Genomic DNA, 12,797 nt, shown 5'->3' with positions numbered 1-12,797 from the left:
TGCTTTTTTGCAAATTTGTATCGAGGAGCAACATAAAAAGATATAACGGAAAGCAGGTTCCTGGCTACTAAAAAAATTAAGCTTCTATATTTTCAATATTTCTATATGCGGCAATTACTTTTTTAACTAATTTATGACGAACCACATCTTTATCGTCTAAGAAAATCATACCAATACCTTCAATATCTTTTAAAACCAACAAGGCTTCTTTAAGTCCGGAAACGGTACGACGTGGCAAATCTATTTGTCCGGGATCTCCTGTTAAAAGAAATTTTGCGTTCTTTCCCATTCTGGTTAAAAACATTTTCATTTGTGCATGTGTGGTATTTTGACCTTCGTCTAAAATTACAAATGCATTATCTAAGGTACGACCACGCATAAATGCTAAAGGTGCAATTTGAATGGTTCCATTTTCTATGTAATGTGCTAACTTTTCTGGAGCAATCATATCTCGCAATGCATCGTAAAGAGGTTGCATATATGGATCTAATTTTTCTTTTAAATCACCAGGAAGAAATCCTAGATTTTCACCAGCTTCTACCGCTGGACGTGTTAGAATAATTCGTCTTACTTCTTTGTTTTTTAAAGCTTTTACAGCTAATGCAACGCCTGTATAAGTTTTACCAGTTCCAGCTGGACCAATAGCAAAAACCATATCATTTTTATGCATAAGCTCCACCAATTTACGTTGGTTTGCAGTTTGTGCCTTAATAATTTTTCCGTTTACACCATGAACAATAGCTTCTCCGCTTTTTGTACTTGTAGCATAGTCGTCACTAGTATTGCTAGTTAATACACGTTCAATAACGTTCTCGTCTAACTTATTGTATTTGCCAAAATGCTGCATTAACATGGTAAGCCTCCTATCGAACTCATCTAAAAGCTCCTCTTCTCCGTAAGCTTTAATTTGGTTGCCTCGAGCAACAATTTTTAATTTAGGAAAGTACTTTTTTAATAGTTTAATATTTTCGTTTCCAGCTCCAAAAAATTCTTTTGGAGTAATTTCTTCAAGTTCAAGTATTAATTCATTCAAAAGCGCATCGATTTAATTATATTAATCTGTTCCATTTTATTAGATTTGTTATCCAATTAGAAAGCTAAACAAACTTAAACAATTTTAAGGTGTATTATGTTAAAAAAATATCAACAATAATTCATGGCAATAATAACTTTAACGACAGACTTTGGGGAGAAAGATCACTTTGCTGGCGCGATAAAAGGCGCTATTTATAGTGAAATGCCTGATGTTAGAATTGTTGATATCTCACATTCTGTTTCTCCTTTTAATATTCCAGAAGCTGCATATATTATTCAAAATGCGTACAGTAGTTTTCCAGAAGGTACCATTCATGTTATTGGTATTGATGCAGAAATAAACCCAGAAAACAAACATATTGCCGTAAAATTAGATGGTCACTATTTTATATGTGCCAATAATGGTATTATGAGTATGATTTGTGCAGAAATTGCTCCAGAAAAAATTGTAGAAATTAATATTCATGATAAAATAATAACTAGTTTTCCTGTTTTAGATGTGTTTGTAAAAGTAGCAACACATATGGCGCGTGGTGGTACTTTAGAAGTGATTGGAAAACCGATAAAAGATATAAAACCTATTAAAAACATTCATCCTTTTGTAAACGACGAAAAGACACAAATTATAGGAAGCATTATCTATATTGATAATTATGGTAATGTGGTAACTAATATAAGAAAGTCGTTTTTTGAAGAAATACAAAAAGGACGTGGTTTTGAAATTTCTGCTAGAAATTACAAGTTTAAAACCATTCATAAAAAATATAGCGATATTATTAATTTTGATACTCCTGAAGAAAAAAGACACGATGAAGGACGTGGTGTTGTGGTCTTTAATTCTTCTAATTATTTAGAAATCGCATTGTATAAAAGTAATACACAAACCGTTGGTAGCGCATCGACATTAATGGGTTTAAAACTTAGAGATACGGTAACCATTAATATTAATAAAGTTTAATCCGTTTACGCTTTCGCGGAAGAAAAATAAGACACATCTATGTTTGTACGTATTGTAAAAATGAGTTTTGATCCATCAAGAATTGAAGAATTTTTAAAAAATTTCAAGGAGAAGAAAGAAAATATACGAAACTTTAAAGGCTGTCGTTTTTTAGAATTATATAGAGACAAGCAACAAGACCATATATTTTTCACCTATAGTTATTGGGAAACTGAAGCCGATTTAGAAAATTATAGAAACTCGGAATTATTTAAAGGTATCTGGGCAAAAACAAAACTAATGTTTAACGGAAAACCAGAAGCTTGGAGTGTGGATAAATTAGCTTCGCTTAAGTAAGCAGTGAGCAGTGAGCAGTGAGCAGTGAGCAGTGAGCAAAAAAATACTGTTCTAGATAAACAGATAATACATAAAGAAAATACATAAACAAAGTATGCTAGCAATACTCAAAAAAGAAATAAACGCCTTCTTCGCTTCACCAATAGGGTATTTGGTGATTGCAATATTTTTATTGCTAAATGGTTTATTTCTATGGTTGTTTAAAGGAGAATTTAATATTCTAGATAATGGTTTTGCAGACTTATCTTCTTTCTTTTTACTTGCTCCTTGGATTCTTATTTTTCTTATTCCTGCAGTGACGATGCGTAGTTTTAGCGACGAGAAAAAACAAGGAACCTTAGAACTTTTACTCACCAAACCCATTAGCAATTTAAACATTGTACTTGGTAAATATTTTGGTGCATTTGTATTAATTTTAATGGCCCTTTTACCTACACTTCTTTATGTATACACTGTTAACCAACTTGGCAATCCGCAAGGAAATCTTGATACTGGTAGTACACTTGGTTCCTATTTTGGATTACTATTTTTAGTTGCAGCATACACTGCAATTGGATTATTTGCATCTAGTATAACAGACAATCAAATTGTTGCCTTTATAAGCGCTGTGTTTTTGTGCTTGCTTTTTTATATTGGTTTTCAAGGTATAGCAGATTTTATGTCTAGTACTTTAATAGAACAATTAGGCATGAGTGCTCATTTTAAAAGTATGAGTCGTGGTGTTTTAGACACTAGAGATATTGTATACTTTTTAAGTGTAACCCTTATATTTATTCTATTTACAGCAAGAAACATTCAAACAAAACCTCTTATAAAAAAGGACTATTTGATTCTTATTTTATTGCCATTAGGGCTTTTGGTTTTTAATATCTTTTCTGCCTCTAGTGGTTTATACCAACGTTATGATTTAACACAAGATAAACGCTATACTATTAGTGATGCTGCTTTACAAATTATAGATAAAGTAGATTCCCCAATATTAATAGATGTATTTTTAGAAGGCGAAGATTTCCCAACAGAATTTAGAAGACTACAAGCAGAAACCAAACAACTTCTTGAAGAATTTGAAGCAGAAAACCCAAACATAAAATTCAGTTTTATAAATCCTATTGCAAACGAAGCTACTCGCGAACGTACCATGCAACAACTTAATGATAGAGGTTTAATCCCCATGCAATTAACGGTTCAAGAAAGTGGCAAATCTAGCCAAGCAGTAATTTTTCCTTGGGCATTAGCGAGTCATGATGGTGTGACGGTTAAAATTCCATTGGTAAAAACTAAAATTGGAGCTACACAACAAGAGCTAGTAACGAACTCCGTACAACATTTAGAATATGCTTTTGCCGATGGTTTTAGCAAACTTATAAATCCTAAAAAACGTAAAGTTGCTATTCTTAGAGGAAATAATCAATTAGAAGACAAATACATTTTCGATTTTGTAAAAACCATTGGTGATTATTATTTTATTGCTCCTTTTACTTTAGACAGTGTAGCTAATAGTCCGCAAAAAACATCGAAAGCACTAAATGATTTTGATTTAATTATTTCAGCAAAACCTACAGAAGCTTTTACCGAAAAAGAAAAACTTGTACTAGATCAATTTACCATGAAAGGTGGAAAAAGTTTATGGTTGTTAGACGCTGTTGCTATCGAAAAAGACAGTTTATACAACCCTTCTGGAAAAGGGGTTGCCGTTGCAAGAGATTTAAACCTTACCGATTTCTTTTTTAAATATGGCGTTCGTATTAACCCAATTTTAATAAACGACCTCTACTCTGCTCCCATTACTTTAGCTTCAGGAGAAGGTAGCCAATCGCAATTTCAACAATTACCATGGTATTATTCGCCGTTAGTAAATGCAGAAAGTAAACACGCAATAACCAACAATTTAAATCTAGTAAAATTTGATTTTGCAAACCAAATAGATACCTTAAAAAATAATATCGATAAAACGATTCTTTTAAAAAGTTCGGTATTAACCAAAATAGATGGCACCCCAAGAGAGGTTAGTTTAGAAATGACGCAAAAAGAACCAGACCCAAAACAATATAATAAAGGCAGTCAAAATCTTGCAATATTGTTAGAAGGTGCATTCACTTCGGTGTACAATAATAGGGTTAAACCTTTTCCAATTTCCGAAGAAATAAACACCAGCATACCAACTAAAATGATTGTTATTGCAGATGGAGACCTTATTAAAAACGATGTAGGTAGAAATGGACCACAAGAACTTGGTTTCGATAAATGGTCTGGACAAACATACGGAAACAAAGAATTTCTACTAAATGCTGTAAATTACCTATTAGACGACGATGGACTTATAAACATTCGTACAAAAGAAATAGCGGTTGCATTTTTAGATCCGAAAAAAGTAGCATCCGAAAAAACAAAATGGCAATTAGTAAACATCCTGTCACCATTAGTTTTATTAGGCGTTTTCGGATTTATTTTTAATTATTTCCGAAGAAAAAAATATGCAAAATAGCAACTTAAATGCGACCTGAAATCCCCTTTTTCAAGGGAACAAGTTGTTAATAAGTTTCTTTCCTTTTTCACTAGGTTTAAGATATATTTGTATCTATTCAATATTGAAACGAATTAACGTATTATATACATGAAATTTATAGTATCCAGTACCTATTTACTAAAACAACTACAAGTTCTTGGAGGTGTAATTAACAGCTCGAACACTTTACCGATTTTAGATAATTTTCTATTCGAATTAAATCATAACGAACTTACAGTTTCTGCAAGTGATTTAGAAACGACCATGTCTTCTAAGCTAGATGTAGAAAGTGATAACGAAGGTAGTGTTGCAGTTCCTGCGCGTTTACTTTTAGACACTTTAAAGACTTTTCCGGAGCAACCGTTAACTTTTGTTGTAGAAGAAAATAACACGATAGAAATTAGCTCGAACCATGGTAAGTATGCATTAGCATATGCCGATGGTGCAGAATTTCCTAAAGCAGTAGCTTTAGAAAACCCAAGTTCTACAACTATTTCTGGCGATATTTTAGCTACTGCTATTAGCAAAACCATTTTTGCTGCAGGAAATGATGATTTACGACCAGTAATGAGTGGTGTCTTTTTTCAGTTCTCTACCGAAGGTTTAACCTTTGTTGCAACAGATGCGCACAAATTAGTTAAATACACTCGAGAAGATGTAAAAGCGAGCCAAGTTGCAGAGTTTATTATGCCTAAAAAACCTTTAAATCTTTTAAAAGGAATTTTAGCTGCTAGTGATGATAATGTAACTATTGAGTATAACGATTCTAATGCAAAATTCACTTTTGAGAATACCGAATTAGTTTGTAGATTAATTGATGGAAAATATCCTAACTACGAAGCGGTAATTCCTAAAGAAAACCCGAATAAATTAAGTATCGACAGAACACAATTTTTAAACTCTGTGCGTCGTGTTAGTATTTTCTCTAACAAAACAACACACCAAATACGCTTAAAAATTGCTGGAGCAGAATTAAACATATCTGCTGAAGATATTGATTACTCGAACAAAGCAGAAGAACGTTTAACTTGTGATTACCAAGGAGACGATATGCAAATTGGTTTTAACTCGCGTTTTTTAACAGAAATGCTTAATAACTTAACTTCCGATGAAGTACAGTTAGAAATGAGTTTACCAAATAGAGCAGGAATTTTAACTCCTGTGGATGGATTAGACGAAGGAGAACAAGTAACTATGCTTGTAATGCCAGTGATGCTTAATAGCTAGATTTTTACTTTATTAATATAATTAAAAAGCAATTCTTCGGAATTGCTTTTTTTTTTACACCATATTTTCAAATTCCCTTTCTAAAACGGTAGTATTTTTACTACCTTTACAACAACCAATATCCTAAAAGATTCCCTTAAATCTAGATATTGCCAAGTAATGAAAACAATTAATCCAAAAAATGAAAAACGGCATTAAGCTATTCTTTCTCGTTACACTTTTCCTTGTGCAATTTTCATGTAAAAATGCTAGTGCTCCTTTAATTGGTGCTTGGTTACGCCATGATTTTAAAGCAGATTCGGAATATACAGTTACCTTTGAGGAAAACAATACAGGATTTATAGTAGATCAAAAAAAAACAGAAACTGGTATTATTTCTAATATTGTTTCCATAGATTGGAATGTTAAGAATGATTCATTAACGATATCACAAGACGGAAAAAATATAGTTACAACTTTTGAGTTCACACCAGAAGGAAATCTGATTTTAGCAAACTTTTCAGGATTTGAATTTGTTAAGCAATAAGATTTTAAAATATTTTTAAATAAAAAACGCAACCTTTTCGGGTTGCGTTTTTCTTTATCTAAGTAATTAACTAACTAATAAAATTAAAAGATAAAGGGTATGTTGGTGTTTCTCCATTACTTGCTTTTATAGCATTAATTATTGGGAAGATTATAGAAATAATTCCTAAAATAATAAAACCTAAAAGACCTAATCCAAATAAAAGGATTAATGGTACACATATAATGCAGTATACAATTAAGCTTAACTGAAAATTAATAATGTTTTTACCATGTGCATCCATTTCTTGCACTTTTTCTTTCTGAGTAACCCAAAGAATAAGCGGAAGAATTAAACTACCAAAACCAGTAACCAAAGTAATTAATTGGCTTAAGTGCGTGATAACTAGAAGTTGTTTGTCTTGTCTTTTCATGAGGATTGTGTTATTGATTGATACTTATAAGACGTACAACACCAAAAAATGTTACAAAAACTAGAGGAAATTATTAGTGTGGCAATTTATCTTTTAATAAACCATATAAAAAAGTACCAAATACAGCAGCAAATAAAACAATAAGTATTGGTAAATATCCTGCACCAACAAGCACAAAAATGGGTCCAGGGCATGCTCCTGCTAAAGCCCAGCCTAATCCAAAAATGATTCCTCCAATCATATATCTAGAAAATGATTTTTCTTTAGGAAGTATAACAATAGGTTTCCCGTCAAATGATTTTATTTTATAACGCTTGATCATTTGCACAAATAAAACCCCAAAAGCTAAAGCTGTTCCTATTATCCCATACATATGAAACGATTGAAACTGAAACATTTCATAAATACGAAACCAAGAAGCTGCTTCCGATTTGTACATAATTATTCCGAAGATAAACCCAATAAGTATAAATAATATCTGTTTCATCATTAAAAAATTAAAGGAAATACTAAATGTACCATAACCAGTCCTCCTATAAAGAACCCAATAACAGCAATTAAAGAAGGTAGTTGTAAATTACTTAAACCAGAAATGGCGTGACCAGATGTACAACCGCCAGCATATCTCGCACCAAATCCGATAAGTATTCCTCCTATTATTAAAATAAATATGGTTTTTATATCGCTTAAAGCGGAAATAGAGAATAACTCCACAGGTAGATATTGGTTTTCTGTTGCAATGTTTATACTTGCTAATGAAACTTTTGTTGCTTCACTAACTGCTGGCATTTCTGAAGTAGACAAATAATGAGAAGCTACAAAACCACCAAGCATTGCTCCTAAAACCACAAGTAAATTCCAACTGTCCATTTTCCAATCAAATCGAAAAAAATCACTTGCTTTACCTGCTCCACAAATGGAACAAAATGTTCTTAAATTTGAAGACATACCAAACTTTTTCCCCATAAGTAATAGCAATAACATAGTACATGCTATTAAAAATCCAGAAATATACCAAGGCCAAGGTTGTAAGAAAAATTCCATAAATAAATTTTTGGCAAAAGTACATGCTAAAAACGTATTTATGGAATATAAATCGAATAAAAAATGTAATAATCTATTTCACACTACAACCTGTAACTTCTTTCTTCACTCCTAATTTTACTAAAATAGTTTCTAAAAGGCACCATTTTGTAAACGCAGATTGAATTAAATTAACACCTATAAATACCGTAAACCACATCCATTTTGGACTTACATAAACCGTTAAAACAACGCTTAAAAGCACCATAAAACCTACTATAATTCTAAAATATGTATTTAACATTTTAATTTCTTTTTAATTATTTATAATTCTTTTTTTCTATCATATAATACACAAGCGGAACAACTAATAAAGTCAATACTGTAGAAACAATTGTTCCTCCCATTAATGAGATTGCTAATCCTTGAAAAATAGGATCAAACAGGATTACAAATGCCCCTATAACAACCGTTCCTGCAGTTAATAGTATTGGAGTTGTACGTACTGCACCAGCTTCAATTGCTGCTTGTTTTAAGGGAACTCCTTCTTCGGTTCTTAAGTTTATAAAATCAATTAATAACACGGAGTTTCTAACCATAATACCAGCTAAAGCTATCATTCCTATAAAAGAGGTTGCTGTAAAGAATGCTCCCATAATCCAGTGACCAAGAATAATTCCAATTAAGGATAATGGTATAGCAACCATCATCACAATTGGTGCTTTAAAGTTTTGAAACCATCCTACAATTAATATATATATCAATATAATAGCTCCTAAAAAGGCAATTCCTAAATCTCTAAATACTTCTAAAGTAATTTGCCATTCACCATCCCATTTTACGGTATAATCATCTTCAAAATCAGGTTGCCCTAAATACATTTCATTAATAGTATAGCCTTTTGGTAACGGAATTTCTTTTAATTTTTCTTCCATACCTAAAATGGCATAAGCAGGACTTTCTAATGCTCCAGCCATATCTGCCATGACATATACTACACGTTTTTGGTTTTTACGATAAATACTTTTAGCTGCAGTGTTTTCTGTAATACTTACTAAATCTGCAATAGGAACCATATTTCCTTGTTTCGATTTTACTTTTAATTGTGAAATATCTGTAATTGTAGATTTCTCTTTTTCATCTAGAGCCAACACCAAACCTACTTGGTTTACCGCATCTTCATCATATAAATTGGTAATTGCTCTATTTGACAATGCCATATGCATAGTATACGCTATTTGCTGTGGCGCAACTCCATATAACATGGCTTTTTCTTTGTTAATCTGAAATTGATATTCTGTTTGATTCGCTTCCACCATCCAATCAATATCTACAACGTCGTCTGTGTTTTTTAAAATATTTTGAACACTATTCGCTATTTTTATTTGCTCTTCATAATCTGGCCCATAGACTTCTGCTACAATTGTAGAAAGTACTGGTGGTCCTGGTGGCACTTCCACTAATTTTACATTAGCATGGTATTTTGCTGCTATTTTTTGAATATCTGGACGCAGTAATTTAGCAATATCATGACTCTGTGCTGAGCGCTCTTCTTTATCTAATAAATTAACTTGAATATCTGCCATATTGCTTCCACCACGTAAATCATAATGACGTACCAATCCATTAAATGTTATTGGTGCAGAAGTACCAACATAGTTTTGGTAATTCACTACTTCTGGTCGCGTAGCTAAATATTGTGATATTTCTTGGGCAACTACTCCTGTTCGCTCTAAGGTAGTTCCTTCTGGCATATCAATGACAACCTGAAACTCATTTTTATTATCAAATGGCAACATTTTTACGGCAACCGATTTGGTGAAAAACAGTACCATAGTTCCCATCAATACAAGAAAAGTTAGACCTAAAAACATCCATCGTTTCCCTTTACTTTCTAATAACGGACGCTCAAATTTGTTATATATTTTATAAATAAGCGTATCTTCTACTGCTTTTTCGGGTTTTTCTTCTACTCCTTTTTTGTCCTTTTCTCTTAAGAAAATATATCCTAAATATGGCGTAATAGTCAAAGCAACAAATAACGATAAAATCATAGCGATAGACGCTCCTATTGGCATGGGTGCCATATATGGTCCCATTAATCCAGAAACAAAAGCCATAGGTAAAACCGAAGCAATAACCGTAAATGTTGCTAAAATGGTTGGATTACCAACTTCATTAATTGCATATAAAGCGGCTTGTTTAAAAGGCAAGCGTTTCATTTTAAAATGCCTGTGCATATTTTCGGCAATAATAATAGAATCATCTACTACAATTCCGGTTACAAAAACTAATGCAAATAATGTTATACGGTTTAAAGTATAGTCTAGCATATAATAGCTCAACAAGGTCAAAGCAAAAGTAATTGGAACCGATAAAAACACGACCAATCCACCTCTCCACCCCATTGCTAACATCACAACAAGTGTAACGGCAAAGATAGAACCAATTAGATGCAACAGCAATTCAGACACCTTATGCGAAGCGGTTTCCCCATAATTTCTAGTAATTTCTACATGTACATCATCTGGAATTAAAGTACTGCGTAAATGCGCTACTTTATCAATAATTACTTCTGCAATTTTCATGGCATCTGCACCTTTTCTTTTGGCTACCGAAATGGTAACCGCAGGATATTCAGACTTATATTCTGCAGATTTTTCTGCACCTTTTCCAAAACCTAAACTCACATAATTTTGTGGTATTTCTGGGCCATCAACAATTGTAGCAACTTGTTTTAAATAGATTGGTTGGTTTTGTTGTACACCAACCACTAAATTTTCCACATCGGTAACCGTTTCTAAAAACTGCCCAGTGTTTACCAAAAACTCTTTATCGTTTTTATCAAAACTTCCAGAATTTAATTGACTATTATTGGCTTTTATCATTTCAGAAACCGATAAAAAATCCAATCCGCTAGCTGCTAATTTATCTTTATCTAAAACCACACGTAATTGACGATTTCTACCACCAATTTTATGCGTCATTGCTACATCATTTATTTTTTTAATTTCTGCTTCTAACTCTTGAGCCATCTGACTTAATTGATAGTCGTCATACTTTTCACTCCACAAGGTTAAACCTAACATTGGCACATCATCAATTGCTCTTGTTTTTACCAACGGAAAGGTTACTCCTGCTGGCATTTGATCCATATGCTTATTAATTTCGTTGTATAATTTTACAAAAGAACGTTCAATATCTTCGCCTACATAAAATTGTACAATGACCATTCCTTGCTCTTTCATAGACGTAGAATACACATACTCTACCCCTTTTATATTCGAAATTAATTGCTCTAATGGCTTTATTACTCGCGATTCTACTTCGGTAGGACTAGCTCCAGGATACCCTACAAAAATATCTGCCATTGGTACGTCAATTTGTGGCTCTTCCTCACGTGGAATTAAAAATGAGCTATACACACCAACAACCATAAATACAATCATTAACAACACGGTTAATTTGGATTGCATAAAGATTTTGGCAATTTTACCTGCGATTCCTTCTTTCATAATTGTTATCTTTTTTCATTCCCATGAGGCTGGGAAATTTTATATTTTTGGGCGTTTTAACAGGCTATCCGTTACAATCTTTTTACTTGTTCTCGATACAAATTTGCTTAGGCAAATTCACTCAAACGTACGTAAAAAGGATTTCCTCTTCTATCCTTAACGCGGCTTTTTAGTTATTGAATAGAGATTTTAGCGCCATTAAATAGTTTTCCTTCTGCCGAAACAATATAGGTTTCTTCAGCATTTAAACCAGACAATACTTCCACTTGATTACCAAAGGTTCTACCTAAACGTAACCAACGTAGCATTGCGGTATTACTTTGGCTTACCGTATACACTCCAGATAATTGTCCGTTGGTAACAATAGCATCCGTTGGTACTAAAACCATAGACGATTTCACTTTGCGTTCTACAGGAAACTGCACGGTGGTAAACATTCCAGATAAAATATTAGCATCGGTTTTATCTAAAGCTATTTTTACTAAATATTGTCCTCCAGTATTTTTAGCTGAAGTACTCACTTCTGTTACTTTTCCTTTTATAATTTGATTTATAGATTTCACCAAAACATCTACAGTAGTTCCTTTTTTAATTTCAGAAATTTCTGTTTCTGGTACCATTGCCATCACTTCAAAACTACCTGGAGATTCTATACTAATTAATGGCATTCCTGGATTTGCCATATTGCCTGCTTCTACATTTTTACTAGTAACTGTACCATTAAAAGGAGCCGTAATATTACTGTATGCAAATTGTGCATTGATTTCGTTTTTCATTTGTCTTGCTCCTTCTAAACGTGCTTTAGCCATATTAAAATTAGCAGTCATATCATCCATTTCTTTTTGAGATGCACTTTGTTCTGCAAACAAATTTTTATAACGATTATAATCTTTTTCTGCATTGGTATACGCTGCAGTGGCTTCTGTTATTCCTGCATTAACTTGCGCACGTTTCGCTTGTAAATCACTATTATTAATCGAAACTAAAAGTTGCCCTTTACGTACTTTATCACCAACATGTACGTGAACTTTATTTACGTACCCCATCATTCTTGTACTTAAATCTGCACTGTTAGTAGCTTGTATTTTTCCACTAACACTTAAAAACGGACTATTTGCATTTGCTTCTATTGGACTTACTTTTACAGCAATTGCTGGTGTATTATCTACAACATTTTTTTTGTCTTCGCTACCACAACTTGCTAGTAACAATGCAAAAGAAAAAGTTAGAATTGTATATATTTTTTTCATCTTAAAAAT

12 protein-coding genes are annotated in these 12,797 nt (G+C 32.6%); 5 read left to right on the top strand and 7 right to left on the bottom strand.

Annotated elements, in window-relative coordinates; translation table 11 throughout:
• Window positions 1-76: 76 nt before the first annotated feature.
• A complete protein-coding gene (locus tag ACVC3Y_RS04080; RefSeq protein ID WP_303424377.1) occupies window positions 77-1,033 on the bottom strand; it encodes a PhoH family protein in 957 nt (318 codons plus the stop codon).
• Between the two features lie 123 nt (window positions 1,034-1,156).
• Between ACVC3Y_RS04080 and ACVC3Y_RS04075 the strand changes: the two genes are divergently transcribed.
• The 5 genes from ACVC3Y_RS04075 to ACVC3Y_RS04055 all read left to right on the top strand — a co-directional run bounded on the left by ACVC3Y_RS04075 (window position 1,157) and on the right by ACVC3Y_RS04055 (window position 6,588).
• A complete protein-coding gene (locus ACVC3Y_RS04075) occupies window positions 1,157-1,993 on the top strand; it encodes an SAM hydrolase/SAM-dependent halogenase family protein (RefSeq protein ID WP_303424375.1) in 837 nt (278 codons plus the stop codon).
• A gap of 39 nt (window positions 1,994-2,032) precedes the next feature.
• Window positions 2,033-2,329, top strand: a complete 297-nt coding sequence (locus ACVC3Y_RS04070) for a putative quinol monooxygenase (protein ID WP_452226185.1) — start codon at window positions 2,033-2,035, stop codon at window positions 2,327-2,329.
• A 94-nt stretch (window positions 2,330-2,423) separates the two neighbouring features.
• Entirely contained in the window at window positions 2,424-4,814 is a 2,391-nt protein-coding gene (gldG, locus tag ACVC3Y_RS04065) for a gliding motility-associated ABC transporter substrate-binding protein GldG (protein ID WP_452226184.1), read from the top strand.
• Window positions 4,815-4,943: 129 nt separating this feature from the next.
• Complete coding sequence (dnaN, locus tag ACVC3Y_RS04060) at window positions 4,944-6,062, top strand: DNA polymerase III subunit beta (RefSeq protein WP_303424369.1); 1,119 nt, start codon at window positions 4,944-4,946, stop codon at window positions 6,060-6,062.
• A 181-nt stretch (window positions 6,063-6,243) separates the two neighbouring features.
• Window positions 6,244-6,588 carry a hypothetical protein gene (locus ACVC3Y_RS04055; protein ID WP_452226183.1) on the top strand — a complete coding sequence of 115 codons (345 nt, stop codon included), beginning with the start codon at window positions 6,244-6,246 and terminating at the stop codon, window positions 6,586-6,588.
• A 70-nt stretch (window positions 6,589-6,658) separates the two neighbouring features.
• On the opposite strand, the gene ACVC3Y_RS04050 is transcribed toward ACVC3Y_RS04055, so the two are convergent.
• From ACVC3Y_RS04050 to ACVC3Y_RS04025, 6 genes are all read right to left on the bottom strand, one after another.
• On the bottom strand, window positions 6,659-7,000 hold the full coding sequence (locus tag ACVC3Y_RS04050) for a DUF4870 domain-containing protein (RefSeq protein ID WP_303424366.1): 342 nt from the start codon (window positions 6,998-7,000) through the stop codon (window positions 6,659-6,661).
• Between the two features lie 73 nt (window positions 7,001-7,073).
• Window positions 7,074-7,487: a DUF6691 family protein gene (locus ACVC3Y_RS04045; protein WP_452226251.1), complete on the bottom strand. Its 414-nt coding sequence runs from the start codon at window positions 7,485-7,487 to the stop codon at window positions 7,074-7,076.
• A 2-nt stretch (window positions 7,488-7,489) separates the two neighbouring features.
• Window positions 7,490-8,044, bottom strand: coding sequence for a YeeE/YedE family protein (locus ACVC3Y_RS04040; RefSeq protein WP_303424363.1), 555 nt, complete (start codon window positions 8,042-8,044; stop codon window positions 7,490-7,492).
• A 73-nt stretch (window positions 8,045-8,117) separates the two neighbouring features.
• A complete protein-coding gene (locus ACVC3Y_RS04035; protein ID WP_303424361.1) occupies window positions 8,118-8,327 on the bottom strand; it encodes a YgaP family membrane protein in 210 nt (69 codons plus the stop codon).
• Window positions 8,328-8,343: 16 nt separating this feature from the next.
• Window positions 8,344-11,538, bottom strand: coding sequence for an efflux RND transporter permease subunit (locus ACVC3Y_RS04030; RefSeq protein ID WP_452226182.1), 3,195 nt, complete (start codon window positions 11,536-11,538; stop codon window positions 8,344-8,346).
• A 173-nt stretch (window positions 11,539-11,711) separates the two neighbouring features.
• Complete coding sequence (locus ACVC3Y_RS04025; RefSeq protein WP_452226181.1) at window positions 11,712-12,788, bottom strand: efflux RND transporter periplasmic adaptor subunit; 1,077 nt, start codon at window positions 12,786-12,788, stop codon at window positions 11,712-11,714.
• Window positions 12,789-12,797 lie beyond the last annotated feature (9 nt).

The organism is Lacinutrix cladophorae (assembly GCF_053604645.1).
This window is presented reverse-complemented; position numbering and strand designations above follow the sequence as displayed.

Coding starts and splice junctions, on each gene's coding strand:
- ACVC3Y_RS04075 (WP_303424375.1), top strand. CDS start 1,157: ATGGCAATAATAACTTTAACGACAGACTTTGGGGAGAAAGATCACTTT.
- ACVC3Y_RS04070 (WP_452226185.1), top strand. CDS start 2,033: ATGTTTGTACGTATTGTAAAAATGAGTTTTGATCCATCAAGAATTGAA.
- gldG (WP_452226184.1), top strand. CDS start 2,424: ATGCTAGCAATACTCAAAAAAGAAATAAACGCCTTCTTCGCTTCACCA.
- dnaN (WP_303424369.1), top strand. CDS start 4,944: ATGAAATTTATAGTATCCAGTACCTATTTACTAAAACAACTACAAGTT.
- ACVC3Y_RS04055 (WP_452226183.1), top strand. CDS start 6,244: ATGAAAAACGGCATTAAGCTATTCTTTCTCGTTACACTTTTCCTTGTG.
- ACVC3Y_RS04050 (WP_303424366.1), bottom strand. CDS start 7,000: ATGAAAAGACAAGACAAACAACTTCTAGTTATCACGCACTTAAGCCAA.
- ACVC3Y_RS04045 (WP_452226251.1), bottom strand. CDS start 7,487: ATGAAACAGATATTATTTATACTTATTGGGTTTATCTTCGGAATAATT.
- ACVC3Y_RS04040 (WP_303424363.1), bottom strand. CDS start 8,044: ATGGAATTTTTCTTACAACCTTGGCCTTGGTATATTTCTGGATTTTTA.
- ACVC3Y_RS04035 (WP_303424361.1), bottom strand. CDS start 8,327: ATGTTAAATACATATTTTAGAATTATAGTAGGTTTTATGGTGCTTTTA.
- ACVC3Y_RS04030 (WP_452226182.1), bottom strand. CDS start 11,538: ATGAAAGAAGGAATCGCAGGTAAAATTGCCAAAATCTTTATGCAATCC.
- ACVC3Y_RS04025 (WP_452226181.1), bottom strand. CDS start 12,788: ATGAAAAAAATATATACAATTCTAACTTTTTCTTTTGCATTGTTACTA.